This is a genomic window from Rahnella sp. AA (assembly GCF_002834385.1).
In the GTDB taxonomy this organism is placed as follows: Bacteria; Pseudomonadota; Gammaproteobacteria; order Enterobacterales; family Enterobacteriaceae; genus Rahnella.
Genome location: NZ_PITQ01000002.1, coordinates 354,716 through 373,485 on the forward strand (window position 1 = coordinate 354,716; position 18,770 = coordinate 373,485).

At 51.6% G+C, this 18,770-nt stretch carries 11 protein-coding genes; 7 read left to right on the forward strand and 4 right to left on the reverse strand.

Going from position 1 to position 18,770, the window contains the following annotated elements:
* The first annotated feature begins 19 nt into the window (after positions 1–19).
* Complete coding sequence (gene rcsD, locus CWS43_RS06360; protein WP_101076079.1) at positions 20–2,713, forward strand: phosphotransferase RcsD; 2,694 nt, start codon at positions 20–22, stop codon at positions 2,711–2,713.
* Between the two features lie 4 nt (positions 2,714–2,717).
* On the forward strand, positions 2,718–3,368 hold the full coding sequence (gene rcsB, locus CWS43_RS06365; RefSeq protein ID WP_013574620.1) for a response regulator transcription factor RcsB: 651 nt from the start codon (positions 2,718–2,720) through the stop codon (positions 3,366–3,368).
* 64 nt (positions 3,369–3,432) lie between these two features.
* On the opposite strand, the gene rcsC is transcribed toward rcsB, so the two are convergent.
* On the reverse strand, positions 3,433–6,291 hold the full coding sequence (gene rcsC / locus CWS43_RS06370) for a two-component system sensor histidine kinase RcsC (protein ID WP_101076080.1): 2,859 nt from the start codon (positions 6,289–6,291) through the stop codon (positions 3,433–3,435).
* A gap of 176 nt (positions 6,292–6,467) precedes the next feature.
* Positions 6,468–9,116, reverse strand: a complete 2,649-nt coding sequence (gyrA, locus tag CWS43_RS06375) for a DNA topoisomerase (ATP-hydrolyzing) subunit A (RefSeq protein ID WP_101076081.1) — start codon at positions 9,114–9,116, stop codon at positions 6,468–6,470.
* Between the two features lie 248 nt (positions 9,117–9,364).
* Between gyrA and ubiG the strand changes: the two genes are divergently transcribed.
* From ubiG to yfaE, 4 genes are all read left to right on the forward strand, one after another.
* The gene (gene ubiG, locus CWS43_RS06380) at positions 9,365–10,102 is read left to right on the forward strand and encodes a bifunctional 2-polyprenyl-6-hydroxyphenol methylase/3-demethylubiquinol 3-O-methyltransferase UbiG (RefSeq protein ID WP_101076082.1); all 738 of its coding nucleotides are present in this window, start codon (positions 9,365–9,367) and stop codon (positions 10,100–10,102) included.
* Between the two features lie 501 nt (positions 10,103–10,603).
* Positions 10,604–12,886, forward strand: coding sequence for a class 1a ribonucleoside-diphosphate reductase subunit alpha (gene nrdA, locus CWS43_RS06385; protein ID WP_101076083.1), 2,283 nt, complete (start codon positions 10,604–10,606; stop codon positions 12,884–12,886).
* A gap of 64 nt (positions 12,887–12,950) precedes the next feature.
* Positions 12,951–14,081 (forward strand): class Ia ribonucleoside-diphosphate reductase subunit beta, encoded by a 1,131-nt coding sequence (gene nrdB / locus CWS43_RS06390; RefSeq protein ID WP_101076084.1) that lies wholly within the window; start codon positions 12,951–12,953, stop codon positions 14,079–14,081.
* Entirely contained in the window at positions 14,082–14,342 is a 261-nt protein-coding gene (gene yfaE, locus CWS43_RS06395) for a class I ribonucleotide reductase maintenance protein YfaE (RefSeq protein WP_101076085.1), read from the forward strand.
* A 645-nt stretch (positions 14,343–14,987) separates the two neighbouring features.
* Here yfaE and CWS43_RS06400 read toward each other — a convergent pair.
* Positions 14,988–16,193, reverse strand: a complete 1,206-nt coding sequence (locus CWS43_RS06400; RefSeq protein WP_101076086.1) for a nicotinamide mononucleotide deamidase-related protein YfaY — start codon at positions 16,191–16,193, stop codon at positions 14,988–14,990.
* 262 nt (positions 16,194–16,455) lie between these two features.
* Positions 16,456–17,001, reverse strand: a complete 546-nt coding sequence (locus CWS43_RS06405) for a YfaZ family outer membrane protein (RefSeq protein ID WP_101076087.1) — start codon at positions 16,999–17,001, stop codon at positions 16,456–16,458.
* A gap of 320 nt (positions 17,002–17,321) precedes the next feature.
* On the opposite strand from CWS43_RS06405, the gene CWS43_RS06410 reads away from it, so the two are divergent.
* Entirely contained in the window at positions 17,322–18,755 is a 1,434-nt protein-coding gene (locus CWS43_RS06410; RefSeq protein ID WP_198555785.1) for a catalase, read from the forward strand.
* Positions 18,756–18,770: the final 15 nt, after the last annotated feature.

Here is an 18,770-nt window from a genome sequence, read left to right on the forward strand (position 1 = left end):
AAGGGAAAAACTCATCATTATGGCTGGTAAATATTTATCGCTGACATCAACCAATATCACACGATTTTTTTGGTTATTTATTTTGCTGCTGGTGATGGGGCTGGGCCTTTACGGTTACAATTACACTAACGCATATCTGAACGATAAACTGCGAACTGTCCAGAACACCGCCGAACTGTTGCAAAAACGCATCGATAAATACCGGTATATGACATACCAGATTTATGACAATTTCAACGGTCAGCCTTTAACACCTGATGTGGTTAATGCGCAGGAAATTCGCCTGCGTCAGGATATGTATTTTGTCTCCAAGCCTCATAAGAAAACAGATGCGCTGATCTTTGGCGCACACGACAGCTCCACGCTGGATCTCACCCTGAAAATCTCTTCGTTTCTGGATGACCAGTGGGGCGCGAGTTCCCTGCCGTATTCGCTGTATTACCTGAACGGGCAGGATAACAGCATGCTGCTGATCACCACTGTCCCGCTTCAGCAGCAAGACTCCCGCCTGAAGGAAAACTATTTCACCAGCACGCTGCAATCGCGCCGTGCCGAAATGTTGCAACAGGCCAACACGCTGGACGAACGTGAAAGCTATTCTGCTTTACGTAAATCCCGCCAAAGCAGTGACTATTCCTTCTCGCTGCGCACCACATTTAACAATCCTGGCCATCTGGCGACGGTGATTGCTTTCGATTTACCGATGAGTGACCTGATCCCCTACAACATGGCGCGGGACAATTTCCAGCTCAACGGCAATGCTACCGCCGTTAATGAGGGTGATCCGGGCGACGATAGCACAGCAACCAGCAGCATTGTCATGCAAGGCTGGTCGCTGGTATTTGACGTACCGCTGAGTAACTCCCCGCTTTCGCTGACTTATCATGTGCCGCTTTTAAGCCTGATTATCGATCTGTCACGCAATAACTTCTGGTTAATCCTGATCAACCTGTTCCTGATCGGGCTGGCAATGACCAGCATCTATTTCATCCGCCACCAGTACATTCGCCCGAGCGAAAATATGGCGGCACAATTGCAGATACAGCAGGCGCTGAATCAGGAAATTATTTCCGGCCTTCCTCTTGGCCTGCTGGTGTACAACTTCAGTAACCACAGCGTGATCCTGAGCAATAAAATTGCCGACCAGCTATTGCCGCACCTGAGCCTGAATAAAATCGCCAATATGGCGGAACAGCATCACGGCACAATTCAGGCCACCGTGAATAACGAAGTGTATGAAATCCGCATGATCCGCAGCCAGATCTCGCCGGAAACTTACCTGTTCATGCTGCATGATCAGGATAAAGAAGTGATGGTGAACCGGACGTTGCAACAGGCTAAGCGCGAGTTTGAAAAGAACCTGCAGGCGCGTAAGCTGATGTTGCATAATCTGGGCATTGAGCTGAATCAGCCATTACAGGAGCTGAACGGTCTGGTGACCGCGTTAGTGGAAGAACAAAAACCGGAAGAGCGCCAGATACTGGAGAGCAAACTCCTCAGCGAATCGCGCAATGCATTAACGCTGGTGGACAATATCACCCTGCTGACACGCCTTGAAACTCAGGACTGGCAGCCTTCTGGCGAGAAGTATGTGCTGTCGGCAATGGTTGATGAACTGCTGCTCGAGGCCCTGCCCCGCCTGAACCAGAAAGGCCTCGGGTTGCTGAATCATTTCCAGATTGCGCCGGAAGCCACCTTCACCGGTGATATGCAGGCAGTGAAAAAAATCCTTTCGCTGTTGCTCGATTACGCCATTGTCACCACGTCACTTGGCAAAGTGACATTAACCAGCGAACAGGACGAAGATCGCCCGGATCAGCTGATTTTCCACATTAATGATACCGGCAGCGGAATTTCCAGAGAAGAATTGAGCAATCTGAATTATCCTTTCCTGAGCCAGGCATTAGTCGATCGCTTTAATCACGGTTCCGGGCTGACATTCTTCCTGTGCAATCAGCTGTGCAAAAAACTGGGCGGGCAATTAGAAATCCGCAGCAAGCTCAATATCGGCACGCGCTATACCGTACGTGTCAAACAGCGCCCGGAAGCACAGGAAGTTGAAGCGGAGCATGAAAAGTTACTCAACGATGTCACCGCCCTGCTCGACATTACGTCTGATGAAGTCCGTGGCATTGTGACCCGGACGATGAATGCATACGGCGCAGTGTGTATCGTGGCTGATGAGCGACAGGTCGCGCGGGAATACGATGTATTACTGACGGACAACCCGCAGAACAGTGACAAATTTACGCTTCTGCTAACCGACGATGAATCCGGCTTCCAGCAGCTCGAAAAGCATTATATCCGCGTCAATTACAACATCAGCAGTGCGCTGATCGACGCAACCTTACTGTTAATCGAACAGCAATTTGCTGTAACTGATGACAGTGTTTCACCCGAAGAACCCGGTGAAGACTCTCTCGACCAGTATGAAAAGCAGCTAAAATCAAGCGATTACTATCAGCTTTTTGTCGAGACAGTACCGGAAGATCTTGAGAAATTGTATAATGAAAACCAACGCCGTGATTTCACATCACTTTCCCAGACAGCACATCGCCTCAAGGGGGTGTTTGCCATGCTGAACCTGACCCCAGGCAAGCAAATGTGTGAATCGTTAGAACAATACATTGCTGATGGCGATGTTTTACAGATTACTGAAACCATCAATCACATTAATTCTTTTGTCTCCAGACTGCTCCAGCAAGGTAGCTAATCACATGAATAATATGAACGTAATTATTGCTGATGACCATCCTATCGTCCTGTTTGGTATTCGTAAGTCCCTTGAACAAATTGAATGGGTGAACGTTGTCGGTGAGTTCGAAGACTCAACAGCATTGGTCAACAGCTTAAGCAAACTTGATGCCCACGTGTTGATCACCGATCTTTCGATGCCAGGCGACAAATTTGGCGATGGCATTACGTTGATCAAATACATCAAACGCCATTACCCACAGCTGTCCATCATTGTTCTGACCATGAACAACAACCCGGCAATCCTGAGCTCCGTATTGGATCTGGATATTGAAGGGATTGTCCTTAAGCAAGGCGCGCCAACCGATTTACCTAAAGCACTGGCAGCACTGCAGAAAGGCAAAAAATTCACACCAGACAGCGTGGCGAAGCTGCTGGAAAAAATCAGTGCCAACGGTTACGGCGACAAGCGCCTGTCACCGAAAGAAAGCGAAGTTCTGCGCCTGTTTGCAGAAGGCTTCCTGGTGACTGAGATTGCTAAAAAGCTGAACCGCAGCATCAAAACCATCAGCAGCCAGAAGAAATCAGCGATGCTGAAACTGGGCGTGGAAAACGATATTGCCCTGCTGAACTATCTGTCTTCGGTAAGTTCTCAGCCGGTAGATAAAGACTGAGTTTTGCCCGCAAAAAAGCAAAAGGCACCGGAAGGTGCCTTTTTTATTACGCCAATTTAGTCAGTTACGCTTCGCGGTTTTTTCTGACCAGCGCGCTGTAGTAGCTCAGCGTATCACGCAGCGTTTCCAGAGTGACCGGCTTCGATAAACAGTTATCCATCCCGGCCTCCAGGCAACGCTGACGTTGCTCGGCCAGTGCATTAGCCGTCACACCAATCACCGGTAACGTATGGCCCAGCTCGCGTAGTTTTTGCGTCAGGCCATAACCATCAAGGCGCGGCATGTTGACGTCGCTCAGCACAATATCAATCTCGTGAGCACGCATGGCGTCCAGTGCATCGATCCCGTCGTTCGCCGTCACCACGATATAGCCCATCGTACCCAGCTGGTCTGCCAGCAGGCGGCGGTTGATAGGATGATCGTCCACTACCAGCAGCGTGACGTCGCTGTAATCTTGCGCAACGATGCTCTCTGATACTGCGACGCCCTCTTCCGTCATGGTTTCAAGGTGATAAACGCGGTTGAGCAGCGCCGTGATTTCCAACGGTGTTGATGTGCTGTGCACCCAGTAACCCGGACGCGTTTCAACCGGCGGCCCGATATGGTCGATGGAGAATTCAATCTGCGCCGCCAGTTCACCTTTATGAATCAGCGGCGTATCGGTGATCAACACATCCTCCCGCTGACTTTTCAGCCCCGGTTCGCAACGTTGTACATTCGCGCCGTGATAGCGCATCAGTTGCATCAGATAACTTTCCAGATAAGCATTACGCACGTCCAGCCAGACCGTTTTATCCTGCCAGTTATCCAGTGGTTCACCCGATGGGAATGTAGCGTTATAAAGCGGGATACGCACCGTAAAGGAACTGCCAAGCCCCGGTTCGGATTCGACCTCAATATCACCATCCATCAGGTTAATCAGCTTTTCACAGATTGCCAGGCCAAGGCCGGTGCCCTGGAAATGGCGCTGCACACCGGTTCCCACCTGGAAAAACGGGTCAAACAAGCGCGTAATTTCACGCTCGGGGATCCCGACGCCGGTATCGCGCACCTGAAACTCGAGATAGTTCCCACAGGTTCTGACATTCAGCACAATGCAGCCGGTATCGGTGAATTTAATCGCATTATTAAGGATGTTGGATATGACCTGCTGCAAACGTACAGGGTCGCCATTAAACGACAGCGGTACGTTATGCTCGATGAAACAGTAGAGGCCCAGACGTTTCTTCACGACCAGTGGCAAATAGTTGCCAGCGATATGTGTGATCACCTCGCGACAGGAAAATTCCTGAGGTTCGATTTTCAGCTGCTCAGATTCAATCTTAGAGAAATCGAGAATATCACTGATGATTTTCAGCAACAGGGCAGACGAGTTATTCATGGCTGTGACCAGCCGGTCAACCCCCTGCGGCAATCCCTGTGTTTGCAGTAAATCCAGATTACCAATGATACCGTAGAGTGGTGTGCGTAATTCGTGGCTGACCGTCGCCAGAAACATCGATTTCGACTGGCTGGCCTGTTCGGCGGCGTTTGCCATTTCCTGCAAGGATTCTTCCATTTTCACCCGCGCACTGACGTCAATCAGCACGCAAATCGCCACATCCTCATTGCGATAGCGTGAATGCACGAAACTTAACTGTATGTTGTTATTGTTTTTAGTAATAACGTCGACAAAGTTTGTCTGCTGATCGCAAATGATCCGCGTAATACGCTGACGGTCTTCCTGCGTGAGCATATTGATGTAGTTATGTGCCAGCTCGTTACTCAGGATATTCACGCCATCGCTGATACGCAGAATCGAAATGCCCACCGGCGCCGAAGCCACAATTTTATGGTTGAATTGCTCATGTTCTTCCAGCCGAAATGCGTTCTCTTCGGCCGGTAAAAACATTTTTCGCTCAAAGACCCAGGCCAGAATAAACAGCAGCAGCCCCGAGAATATATTCAGTAAAACAGCATTGAAAATCAGTATCTTGAAACGTTCAATCACGGTGTTAAAGGGCATAGAATACACCACGCTCAATGACGAAGGTGGCAGCGGCTTTTTGTAAACCAGATCTTTATAGCCGTTCACATAGCCAAAAAACGAATTATCCGGCGGATAGCTGCCCGCCGATGCGGCGTCGCGGCCATCCTCAGAAATGCTCAGCAGTGGTTGATCGTCAGCATCAAGAAGCGTGACCGAGGTATGTTGGGCATTGGGATTGAGTAAGTCTTCCAGACGGAGATTTTGCTGGATGCCCATCAGCGCTTCCAGTTTGTTGCCGACATAAATCGGGGTCAGCACGTACATATAGCCTGAGTCTTTGTTTTCCGATTGCGATACCCAGTAAAGACTGTTCTCTTTATCCTGACTTTTACCGTTGCGGTATTGCAGGATTTTTTCATGCAAGGACTTCAGTTGATCCTGACTTTCGCGCTCAAGCGGTTCGCTGCTGATACCGAAATCCACCAGACACAGGCTCTCACCGCTGATGAAGAACACCCGGTTGAGATCGTAAGCATCGGAAAAATTATCTTTCCAGTAGTGGATCATGTTGCCCAGCGACGCCAGCGAATTTCGGTAGCTGTCATTAATTAAGGAACAATCGGACTCCGGAAACAATGAAAGGTAGGTCGGCGGCGTATTTTTGGTGCTGATCATGCCATTGATAATATCCAGCCCGTTCATCGAATCGCTGAGCCGCTTTTCAGCCATAAACTTAATGCTGTGCATAACGTCATTGGAATTTTTGACGTAGCTCTGCGCCAGACCGTAATTGAGGTTGTCCTCATCGCGGATCTCGGATTCTTTGTTGTGGAAAATATTCAGCACATAAAAGGTGGTCAGCAACACACCCAGTGTCCACAACATAAGCGCCAGCACCCGGAAAAGATAACGGGAGATTTTTAGCGTTGTGCGAAACGAAGCAAGATATTTCAAGGATTAACCATTAGCAAAACGGCTCAGGGAGCGGAATGAGATTCAGAATACACTATTGCCAGACTTTCTAAAAAGCGCAGGATAACGCCGTTCAGGTGAAACCGTTGTTTTGAGACGAATCCAGTAAAAAGGGGCATAACAAATGTTATGCCCCTCTGTTCACTGACGCAGAAAACTTATTCTTCGTCGTCAGCAGGTTGATCGTCTTCACTTTCAGCGTCGTCTGGCAGATCGGCTGCCTGCGCCGCTTCCAGTTCACCCGCTTCGGTGGCCACACCATCCAGCTCTTCGTCTTCCACCGGTTCTGCAACACGCTGCAGGCCGACGACGTGCTCTTCTTCTGCGGTACGGATAAGCGTCACACCCTGGGTGTTACGGCCTACGGTACTCACTTCAGAAACACGGGTACGCACCAGCGTACCGGCGTCGGTGATCATCATGATCTGATCCGCTTCATCCACCTGGATCGCGCCAACAACCGGCCCGTTACGCTCGCTCACTTTGATTGAGATAACGCCCTGCGTTGCACGAGATTTGGTTGGATATTCGGTGGACTCAGTTCGTTTACCGAAACCGTTTTGCGTTACAGTCAGGATACAACCTTCGCCGCGTGGGATAATCAGGGACACAACGCTGTCGCCTTCACCCAGACGGATACCGCGAACACCGGTCGCCGTACGGCCCATCGAGCGGACGGCTTCTTCAGAGAAGCGCACCACTTTACCAGCCGCAGAGAACAGCATGACTTCATCTTTACCGTCAGTCAGGTCAACGCCAATCAACTCATCACCCTCGTTCAGGTTGATGGCGATGATGCCAGCACTGCGTGGGCGGCTGAAATCGGTCAGAGCCGTTTTCTTTACGGTACCGCTGGCAGTCGCCATAAACACATGACGACCTTCTTCGTACTCGCGTACAGGAAGAATGGCGGTAATACGTTCGTTTGGCTCAAGCGGCAGTAAGTTGACAATCGGACGGCCACGGGCACCGCGGCTGGCTTCCGGCAACTGATAGACTTTCATCCAGTACAAACGTCCGCGACTTGAGAACATCAGAATGGTGTCATGGGTGTTAGCCACAAGCAGACGATCGATAAAGTCTTCTTCTTTAATACGGGCGGCTGACTTGCCTTTACCACCGCGACGCTGCGCTTCATAGTCGGTCAGAGGCTGATATTTCACATAGCCCTGATGCGACAAGGTCACCACAACGTCTTCCTGATTGATCAGGTCTTCGATGTTGATGTCAGAAGAGTTTGCCGTGATTTCGGTACGACGCGGATCGTTATACTGATCGCGAATTGCTTCCAGTTCTTCACGAATGACTTCCATCAGACGTTCAGGGCTGGACAGGATGAACAGCAGCTCGGCGATTTGTACCAGCAGCTCTTTGTATTCATCCAGCAGTTTTTCATGCTCAAGGCCGGTCAGTTTCTGCAAACGCAGATCCAGAATCGCCTGTGCTTGCTGTTCAGTCAGGAAATACTTACCGTCGTGAATACCAAACTCAGGTTCCAGCCATTCAGGACGGGCAGCATCATCACCAGCGCTTGCCAGCATCGCAGCAACGTTACCCAGATCCCATGAACGCGCAATCAGGCCCGCTTTCGCTTCAGCCGGAGATTGTGCCGCACGGATCAGTTCGATGATGGGATCGATGTTTGCCAGCGCGATCGCCAGCGCTTCAAGGATATGCGCACGGTCACGGGCTTTGCGCAGTTCGAAAATGGTACGACGCGTGACCACTTCGCGGCGGTGACGAACAAACGCAGACAGGATTTCTTTCAGACCGAGAATTTTCGGCTGACCCTGGTGCAATGCCACCATGTTGATGCCGAAAGAGGTCTGGAGCTGAGTCAGTGAATAGAGGTTGTTCAGGACCACTTCACCGACGGCGTCGCGTTTGATTTCGATGACGATACGCATACCGTCTTTGTCGGACTCATCACGCAGTGCGCTGATGCCTTCGACACGTTTCTCTTTAACCAGCTCGGCGATCTTTTCGATCAGACGGGCTTTGTTCACCTGATACGGGATCTCGTGAACAATGATGGTTTCGCGACCGGTTTTGGCGTCCGCTTCCACTTCAGCGCGGGCACGGATGGAGATTTTGCCACGGCCGGTACGGTAAGCTTCTTCGATACCGCGACGGCCATTGATGATCGCCGCCGTCGGGAAATCAGGCCCCGGGATGTGTTCCATCAGCCCTTCAATGCTGATGTTTTCATCTTCTATGTACGCCAGACAGCCGTTGATCACCTCAGTGAGGTTGTGCGGCGGAATGTTGGTCGCCATACCGACTGCGATACCTGACGAGCCGTTAACCAGCAGGTTAGGAATACGCGTTGGCATTACCGCAGGAATTTGTTCGGTGCCGTCATAGTTTGGCACGAAATCGACAGTTTCTTTTTCTAAGTCTGCCAGCAATTCGTGTGCAATTTTTGACATGCGGATTTCGGTATAACGCATGGCGGCGGCGGAGTCGCCATCCACCGAACCGAAGTTACCCTGCCCGTCCACCAGCATATAGCGAAGTGAGAAAGGCTGAGCCATACGAACGATGGTGTCATAAACAGCGGTATCACCGTGCGGGTGATATTTACCGATAACGTCACCGACCACACGGGCCGATTTTTTGTAGGCTTTATTCCAGTCGTTACCGAGGACATTCATTGCGAAAAGTACGCGGCGGTGCACCGGTTTCAAACCATCGCGCACATCTGGTAACGCACGTCCGACAATAACGGACATCGCATAATCCAGGTAAGAGTTTTTCAGCTCTTCTTCGATGTTAATCGGTGTGATTTCTCTGGCAAGGTCGCTCATGGAGCTGCTATCCCTCTACTGATTATTCATGGCCGCTGCCTGTATAGGCAAAGGTGTAAAACTATACCACAAACCTGCCAAACGTGGGAAACAACCGCCCCCTTTTGCGCAGTATTATCCAACATGATTCAAACCTTTGCGCAAAGGCAGTCATTTCGTACAAACATTAACCATAACGACAAAACTGAGCCAAAGCAGATGGAATATGTATAATCCGCTAATCAAGATATAAGGAGTTCATCACGCTCATGACAACCACATCGTCTTCAACCACGCAAAACATTGACCACGAAGAGATCGCTAAATTTGAGGCTGTCGCCTCACGCTGGTGGGATCTGGAAGGTGAATTCAAGCCCCTGCACCGGATCAATCCGTTGCGCCTGAATTACATTCTTGAGCGCGCCGATGGCCTGTTTGGCAAAAAGGTGCTCGACGTCGGCTGCGGCGGCGGGATCTTAAGTGAAAGCATGGCGGTAGCGGGCGCGGAAGTCACCGGTCTGGACATGGGCGGCGAGCCATTGCAGGTTGCGCGTTTGCATGCACTCGAAAGCGGTGTGAAAGTGGATTACGTTCAGGAGACGGTAGAAGCACACGCCGAAGCCCATCCGCAGCAATACGACGTTGTCACCTGCATGGAAATGCTCGAGCACGTACCGGACCCGGCTTCTGTGGTTGCGGCCTGCGCCCGTCTGGTGAAACCCGGCGGCCACGTCTTCTTCTCCACCATCAACCGCAATAATAAAGCCTGGCTGATGGCAATTTTCGGTGCGGAATACGTGCTGAAGATGGTGCCAAAGGGCACGCATGACATCAAAAAGTTCATCAAGCCTTCCGAGTTGCTGGGCATGATTGACCGCACGCCGCTGTTTGAACGCCACATCATGGGCCTGCATTACAATCCGCTGACCGACCATTTCAAACTCGGGCCAAACGTCGATGTGAATTACATGATTCATACGCAGGCAGAAAACACCAGCGCGAGCTGATTGCCAAAATCTCTCCGCGTCAAGCCCGGAAGATGCGTTCCGGGCTAAAACTCTCAGACTTTTCACAGACATCCCGCCCCTGAATTTCACTTAAACCTTAGTTTTTAGGGCGTTGGTGTCCCCGTCTGCTGCAACATGATTTTTTAGAATAGTTATCCAGATCAATATAGCGTTTTTTTCTAACGTTTAATAAACCGGCAGTCGATCACCTTTCATAAAAATATAAGAAAATCGTATCTCAGATATTGACAGGTTTGTCGCGCCAGCAATGACGGACTCTTCAGGCTCAGGCTAAAAATTTCTCCCCAACTTATCCACAAATCTGCCCGTTTTGTTCACTTGCAAAAGGGCCATTCAGTCACTATCTTGTCATCAGAAAATAACAAACCCACAATATATTGTGTTTATATCCTGACCAGCACACAAGGGACCCTTTGTGCTGCCGTGCGTGTTTATGCGGTCGGGTCAGACCCTTTATAAACCTTTAAGGTATCGCACCCCATGAACCAAAGCCTGCTTGTTACTAAACGTGATGGCCGCACAGAACGCATCAACCTTGATAAAATCCACCGTGTCATTGACTGGGCAGCGGAAGGTCTTCAAAACGTATCAGTTTCTCAAGTAGAACTTCGTTCACACATCCAGTTCTATGACGGCATCAAAACCGCTGATATTCATGAAACCATTATCAAAGCGGCTGCTGATCTGATCTCTAAAGACGCTCCGGATTACCAGTATCTGGCTGCCCGTCTGGCGATTTTCCACCTGCGTAAAAAAGCCTACGGCCAGTTTGAACCGCCAAAACTGATCGACCAGGTCACCCGCATGGTTGAAATGGGTAAATACGACAAACATCTGCTGGAAGACTACACGGCTGAAGAGTTCGAGCAGATGGACAGTTTTATTGACCACTGGCGTGATATGAATTTCTCCTACGCTGCGGTAAAACAGCTGGAAGGGAAATACCTGGCACAGAACCGTGTAACCGGTGATATCTACGAGAGCGCACAGTTCCTCTACATTCTGGTTGCCGCGTGCCTGTTCTCCGGCTACCCGCGTGAAACCCGTCTGGACTACATCAAACGCTTCTACGACGCGATTTCTACGTTCAAAATTTCCCTGCCTACGCCGATCATGTCTGGCGTGCGCACCCCAACCCGTCAGTTCAGCTCCTGCGTTCTGATTGAATGTGGCGACAGCCTGGATTCCATTAATGCGACGTCCAGCGCCATCGTGAAATACGTTTCTCAACGTGCCGGTATCGGTATCAACGCCGGTCGCATCCGTGCGTTGGGCAGCCCGATCCGTGGCGGCGAAGCGTTCCACACCGGTTGTATCCCGTTCTACAAACACTTCCAGACCGCAGTGAAATCCTGCTCTCAGGGTGGCGTTCGCGGTGGCGCAGCGACGCTGTTCTACCCGATGTGGCATCTGGAAGTGGAAAGCCTGCTGGTGCTGAAAAACAACCGGGGTGTTGAAGGCAACCGCGTACGTCATATGGACTACGGCGTGCAGATCAACAAACTGATGTATCAGCGTCTGGTGAAAGGCGGCGACATCACGCTGTTCAGTCCGTCTGATGTCCCGGGCCTGTACGATGCGTTCTTCGCCGATCAGGACGAGTTCGAGCGTCTGTATGAAAAATACGAGCAGGACGACAGCATCCGTAAGCAGAAAGTGAAAGCGGTTGAGCTGTTCTCCCTGATGATGCAGGAACGCGCTTCTACCGGCCGTATCTACATTCAGCACGTTGATCACTGCAACACCCATAGCCCGTTTGATCCGGCTATCGCGCCTGTTCGCCAGTCCAACCTGTGCCTGGAAATCGCGCTGCCAACCAAACCGCTGGACGACGTTAACGACGAAAACGGTGAGATTGCGCTGTGTACGCTGTCAGCCTTTAACCTCGGCGCGATTGAAAGCCTGGACGATCTGGAAGAACTGGCGGTTCTGGCCGTTCGTGCGCTCGACGCCCTGCTCGATTATCAGGATTACCCGATCAAGGCCGCAAAACGCGGTGCGATGGGCCGCCGTACGCTGGGTATCGGCGTGATCAACTACGCTTACTATCTGGCGAAAAACGGCGTGCGTTATTCTGACGGCAGCGCCAACAACCTGACGCACAAAACGTTTGAAGCCATTCAGTATTACCTGCTGAAAGCCTCCAACGAGCTGGCGAAAGAACAAGGTGCGTGCCAGTGGTTCAACGAAACCACTTACTCGCAAGGCATCATGCCGGTCGATACGTACAAGAAAGATCTGGATGCGATTTGCGACGAGCCGCTGCATCTGGACTGGGATTCCCTGCGTGAAAGCATCAAAACCCACGGCCTGCGTAACTCCACGCTGTCTGCATTGATGCCTTCTGAGACGTCTTCGCAGATCTCCAACGCCACCAACGGCATCGAACCACCGCGCGGCCACATCAGCATTAAAGCGTCGAAAGACGGCATTCTGCGTCAGGTGGTGCCTGAGTATGAGCGTCTGAAAGATCAGTACGAACTGCTGTGGGATATGCCAAACAACGACGGTTACCTGCAACTGGTTGGCGTGATGCAGAAATTCATCGACCAGGCGATTTCGTCGAACACCAACTACGACCCGTCACGTTTCCCGAACAGTAAAGTGCCGATGAAACAGTTGTTGAAAGACTTGCTGACGGCCTACAAATTCGGCGTGAAAACTCTGTACTATCAGAACACCCGCGACGGTGCTGACGATGTGCAGGAAGACATGAAAGCGGAAGTGGCTGACGACTGCGAAAGCGGTGCCTGCAAAATCTAATCGTCTGTTTTGATTTATCATTTTAAATAAAGCCCCTTAAACGGGGCTTTTGTCCGAGGACAATATGGCTTATAGCACTTTCTCTCAGAACAAAAATAACCAATTGCTGGAACCGATGTTTTTCGGCCAGTCAGTCAACGTTGCCCGTTTCGACCAGCAGAAACATGAGATCTTTGAAAAACTGATCGAAAAGCAGCTGTCCTTCTTCTGGCGTCCTGAAGAGATTGATGTTTCCCGCGACCGTATCGATTTTCAGGCCCTGCCGGATCACGAAAAGCATATCTTCCTGAGCAACCTGAAATACCAGACTCTGCTCGATTCCATTCAGGGACGCAGCCCGAACGTTGCGCTGTTACCGCTGATTTCCATTCCAGAGCTGGAAACCTGGGTCGAAACCTGGGCGTTTTCAGAAACGATTCACTCCCGTTCTTACACGCACATCATCCGCAATATCGTGAATGACCCGGCGATTGTATTTGACGATATCGTGACCAACGAAGAAATCCTCAAGCGTGCGAAAGACATCTCCGGTTACTACGACACGCTGATCGAAATGACCAGCTACTATCACCTGCTGGGCGAAGGCACGCATCAGGTGAACGGTAAAACCGTCGTGGTAAACCTGCGTGAACTGAAGAAAAAACTCTATATCTGCCTGATGAGCGTTAACGCTCTGGAAGCCGTGCGTTTCTACGTCAGCTTCGCCTGTTCCTTCGCCTTTGCTGAACGCGAGCTGATGGAAGGGAATGCGAAAATCATCAAGATGATCGCCCGCGACGAAGCGCTGCATCTGACCGGCACTCAGCACGCGCTGAACCTGTTACGTTCAGGTCAGGATGATCCTGAAATGGCAGAAATCGCGCAGGAATGTCAGCAGGAATGCCATGACCTGTTTGTGCTGGCGGCACAGCAGGAAAAAGACTGGGCGGAATATCTGTTTAAAGACGGTTCCATGATTGGCCTGAACAAAGACATTCTGTGCCAGTACGTGGAATACATCACCAACATCCGTATGCAGGCTGTAGGTCTGGATGCGCCATTCAAAACCCGCTCTAACCCGATCCCATGGATCAACGCGTGGCTGGTTTCTGACAACGTGCAGGTTGCGCCACAGGAAGTGGAAGTCAGCTCCTATCTGGTCGGTCAGATTGACTCTGAAGTTCACGCCGACGATTTGAGTGATTTCGAGCTTTAAATGACGGACAGGACGATCACACTTTCAGCAAGCGGCCAGCAACTGGCCTGCAAATCCGGCCACCGGAATTTGCTGGAAGTGTTTGAGCATCATCAGGTTGAAGTGGAATACCAGTGCCGGGAAGGTTATTGCGGCTCTTGCCGCATGAAGCTCGTTCGCGGGACGGTTGAGTATAGTGAGAAACCGTTGGCGTTTGTGGCGGAAGGAGATGTCCTTCCATGCTGCTGCCTGCCGGTGGGGGATATTGAAGTTGAATTTTAGCGGGCTGCTGCCCGTACCCGCTGTTGAGATTGGCTTCCGGTTTAAATTCTAAATCAAAATCAAGGTCGTGGGCATCGGCCCACACCGACCAGAGGGAGAATAAACCTTCTCCCTCTGGACTCCCGCGTTTTTTCACTGCGCGCTGTCGCTGGGCCGATGGACATGTTCCGAGGCTTGGGCGCGTGGCGCAAAACCCTGCCGCTGCGCGGTGCCTTCTCTCGGTGCTGGAGCCTTGGGTCTCCAGCCCGCTTCGTTCAGCAGGATTTTTGAGTGCGCCATCTCACCATTTAAAAAAACAGTTTTGCCTTGCTTAACGAGCGATATATCTAGCTTTCAAGTGGTTGAAAAAAGATGGCGAGGTTGTGAACTACATAGGCAGTGGCCGCTTTCAGAAAGCTTGCTGAATGAGTGTTTCGAGACCGAAAGGCTCGAAGACCGAATTGAAGGTACCGCGCAGCGGCAAGTTTTCGCGGCACTAGCAGGAATTACTGAAACATAGTCAGCGAGCGGCAGCGCGGAGTTAAAAAGCGCGGGTGTCCAGAGGGCGCGCGCGTTAACGCGCCCTTTGGGCCAGTTTGGGCGGCGAGCCCAAGGTTTTGCCAGTTTGGGTGGCAACCCAAGGTCTTGACCTTAGCTTTTCAAAAGCTACACCTTCTCCACCCGATCCAACCACGGATAGTCCGCCACCACCTCCCATCCGTTCAGGTAGCGCCTCAGCATATCCATCGCGACCATCGCCATCGTCTCCTGCCGTAACGTCAGTCCGTGACGTGTGGCGGTATAACGAATCGTTAATCCGCTGGTGCCGGACGGCGTATGTAAGGCAAGGCTAAGCTGATCGCCTGATAATGCCCCGACAGCCAGCGCGAGTTGTGCATCGTTTTTTTCCGCCAGATTTTGCGCACGCGCCAGCAGGCATTCGAGGGATTTTTCCGGCGACGCTTCTTCGCTGTGCGCCAGCAGTTCGCCACCAGCCAGCGGAACGCCTGCGCTTTGCAGACGCCAGTACAGCAGACCGCCGGTGAAACTTTCACTGACCGCAAGACGCAGGTTTTGCGCCAGCAGGCGTTCTGCCAGACGATCCGGCAAACTCCCAAGGCCTTCAAAAATCGTGCTCTCACCCGCCACTTCGCGGACGCGTTCGAAAGCTTTATGCATCGCCGCTTCCTGCGAGCGCGGACCGGTGACTTTCAGTTCGATAATCGGTGACGACGAGCGATAGCCCATCACCACACCATCCGGCAGTTCGAGTTTATCCAGTTCGGTGGCGAGATCGCTTTCGCCGCGTCCGAAGGTGGTCAGACGCAGACATAACGGCGCTTCGAGTGCGGGGAATTGTTTATGAAGTCGCGGAACAATTTGCTGTTCAACCATCACTTTGAATTCGGAAGGTACGCCCGGCGTGAAGAAAATCTGGCAGCGATTGAGCTTCACGCTGAACCCGCAGGCGGTGCCAACCGGGTTATCCAGCAATTCGGCATTGGCAGGGATCTGCGCCTGTTTACGGTTAGATTCAGCCATCGGACGGCCACGTTCGTTGAAGAATGCCTGCATGGTTTTGATCCACCCGGCATCTTCCACCAGTTCCACGCCACAGGCTTTGGCAGCGGCCAGCGCGCTCAGGTCATCCGTCGTCGGCCCTAAACCACCGTTTACAATTAACACATCAGCAATGTGGCTGCGTTCTTTGAGAACGGCCACCAGCGCGTCCAGACTGTCACCCACCGTTTCACGGCTGGTCATCGGTAAACCCTGTTCGAACAGATAATTCGCCAGCCACGCAGAATTCGTATCCACAATCTGACCATGCAGCACTTCATCACCCGTACTCAGCATCTCAACCCTAAGCATCCCGTTCTCCTTCTGGTTATTGTCACCCCACTGTAGAAAGGCTCAGGCCGAAACACAATTGCAAAAGCACAAAGTGAGAGCGCCAAAGTGAAGGCCCAGACGAAAAAAAAGCCCGCTAAGCAGGCTCTATCAAAAGATTCCCCGAAAGATTTCGGGTTGCAGAAAGGCGGCAAAAGAGCGAATCCCCGGGAGCATACACAAGTATGTGACCGGGGTGAGCGAAAGCAGCCAACGCATCTGCGGCCCGAAAGATGACGGAGAATTAGAAGTTGATTGCGCCGCCAACATACGCGCCATCGGCTACGATGTTGTCACGGTTACCATCTTTGCCGTCCAGCGCCATGTAGCGGTAACCCACGCTCACGGTCACTAACGGAATCGCCGTCAGGCGCACGCCTGCGTTGGCTTCTTTATAATTACCAATGCCGCTGGACAGTGAATCCGGTGAATAATAGTAATCGCCGTACAAAGTGAACAGTTTAGCGATTGGCAATTGCAGCCCGCCGCCGACTGCAACCGCATAGCCTGAGTCACCGTCTTTCGGATCCGTGTAAAGGCCTTTGCCGCCGACAGTTGCCATGAATGGCCCCAGCGGAATGTTGTAGCCCAGACCCAGGCCCGCGACATCGCCGTCGTCATCGTTATGCGTCCAGTCACCGCTCAACGCCAGGCCCGGAGTGGTGGTGCCGAAGCCCACGCCTAAGTGAGTGTAGTGTTCGCCAATTTCACCATTCACGCTGACAGCGTTTGCAGAAGCCGCCGCGAACATCAGGCTGGCTGCAACACCAGCAACAAGAAACTTTTTCATTATTTATCCTAAATAATTGCTAAACGACAATGATTCTTCCGCCTGAAGTCTAAAGCAATTCACTCTGTTGTAACAACTTTTTGGAACTTTAAAACATTCGCGGGAAGGCGGTAAATTGTAAGAAACATCGATTTCATTGATGAAACGAAGATTTCTAATCGAAATGATAACTCCCACCTATTTGCCCATGATCAATATAGGGTTTATTACTTATGAGTAGAGTGAATTTTGCTTAGGAAAGCAACCCTCTGACATGGAATGCAAAAGGCTTACCACTGCCCCTTTTATCCCACACCCGTTTCAAACTGGAAGGAATTGTCATGACGAAGAAAGGATTAACAACTGCCGCTGGCGCACCCGTCGTCGATAATAACAATGTCATCACCGCGGGCCGCCGTGGCCCGCTGCTTCTGCAGGATGTCTGGTTTCTTGAGAAATTGGCGCACTTTGGCCGCGAAGTGATCCCTGAGCGTCGTATGCATGCAAAAGGCTCCGGCGCGCACGGGACGTTTACCGTGACGCACGATATTACTCAGTACACCCGTGCGAAAATCTTCTCTGAAATCGGTAAGCAAACCGACATGTTTATCCGTTTCTCCACCGTGGCCGGTGAGCGCGGCGCGGCGGATGCAGAACGCGATATCCGCGGCTTCTCTATGAAGTTTTACACCGAAGAAGGTAACTGGGATTTAGTCGGCAATAATACCCCGATCTTCTACCTGCGCGATCCGCTGAAATTCCCGGATCTGAACCACGTTGTGAAACGCGACCCGCGCACCAACCTGCGTAACCCGGCGTATAAATGGGACTTCTTCTCGCATCTGCCGGAAGCGCTGCATCAGCTGACGATCGACGTCAGTGACCGTGGACTGCCAGCATCTTATCGCCATATTCACGGTTTCGGCAGCCATACTTTCAGCTTTATCAATGCGGAAAATGCGCGTTTCTGGGTGAAATTCCATTTCCGCTGCCAGCAGGGTATTGAAAACCTGATGGACGATGAAGCCGAAAAACAGGTGGGCACCGACCGCGAAAGTTCACAGCGTGATCTGTATGACGCCATTGAACGCGGCGATTTCCCGCGCTGGAAACTGTTCGTGCAAATCATGCCGGAAGCGGATGCCTCCAAACTGCCGTATAACCCGTTTGACCTGACCAAAGTCTGGCTGCACAGCGATTACCCGCTGATTGAAGTCGGTGAGTTCGAGCTGAACCGTAATCCGGAAAACTACTTTGCCGACGTTGAGCAGGTGGCGATGAACCCGGCGAACGTGGTGCCCGGTATCGGCTTCTCGCCGGACAGAATGTTGCAGGGCCGTTTATTCTCTTATGGCGACGCTCAGCGTTATCGTTTGGGCGTAAACCATCATCAGATCCCGGTTAATGCGCCAAAATGTCCGTTCCATAATTATCATCGTGACGGTGCTATGCGCGTTGACGGCAACAGCGGCAACGGCGTGACGTACGAGCCAAACAGCGCAGGTTTATTCCAGGAACAGCCGGATTACAGCGAACCACCGCTGACGATTGAAGGCGCAGCGGACCACTGGAATCACCGCGAAGATGACGATTATTTCACTCAGCCACGCTTGCTGTTCAATCTGCTGTCTGAGGAAGAACATCAGCGTATGTTTGCCCGCATTGCCGGTGAGCTGAAACATGCATCACCTGAAACGCAAAAACGCCAGACTGACCTGTTCTCTAAAGTCGATCCGGCGTACGGCGCAGGCGTTGAGCGGGCGCTGAAAGCCTGATCTGCCCGCCCGCCG

What these genes read in the sequence shown, in the direction of transcription:
- rcsD (WP_101076079.1), top strand. Translation starts at nt 20, where the DNA reads ATGGCTGGTAAATATTTATCGCTGACATCAACCAATATCACACGATTT.
- rcsB (WP_013574620.1), top strand. Translation starts at nt 2,718, where the DNA reads ATGAATAATATGAACGTAATTATTGCTGATGACCATCCTATCGTCCTG.
- gyrA (WP_101076081.1), bottom strand. Translation starts at nt 9,116, where the DNA reads ATGAGCGACCTTGCCAGAGAAATCACACCGATTAACATCGAAGAAGAG.
- ubiG (WP_101076082.1), top strand. Translation starts at nt 9,365, where the DNA reads ATGACAACCACATCGTCTTCAACCACGCAAAACATTGACCACGAAGAG.
- nrdA (WP_101076083.1), top strand. Translation starts at nt 10,604, where the DNA reads ATGAACCAAAGCCTGCTTGTTACTAAACGTGATGGCCGCACAGAACGC.
- nrdB (WP_101076084.1), top strand. Translation starts at nt 12,951, where the DNA reads ATGGCTTATAGCACTTTCTCTCAGAACAAAAATAACCAATTGCTGGAA.
- yfaE (WP_101076085.1), top strand. Translation starts at nt 14,082, where the DNA reads ATGACGGACAGGACGATCACACTTTCAGCAAGCGGCCAGCAACTGGCC.
- CWS43_RS06400 (WP_101076086.1), bottom strand. Translation starts at nt 16,193, where the DNA reads ATGCTTAGGGTTGAGATGCTGAGTACGGGTGATGAAGTGCTGCATGGT.
- CWS43_RS06405 (WP_101076087.1), bottom strand. Translation starts at nt 17,001, where the DNA reads ATGAAAAAGTTTCTTGTTGCTGGTGTTGCAGCCAGCCTGATGTTCGCG.
- CWS43_RS06410 (WP_198555785.1), top strand. Translation starts at nt 17,322, where the DNA reads ATGACGAAGAAAGGATTAACAACTGCCGCTGGCGCACCCGTCGTCGAT.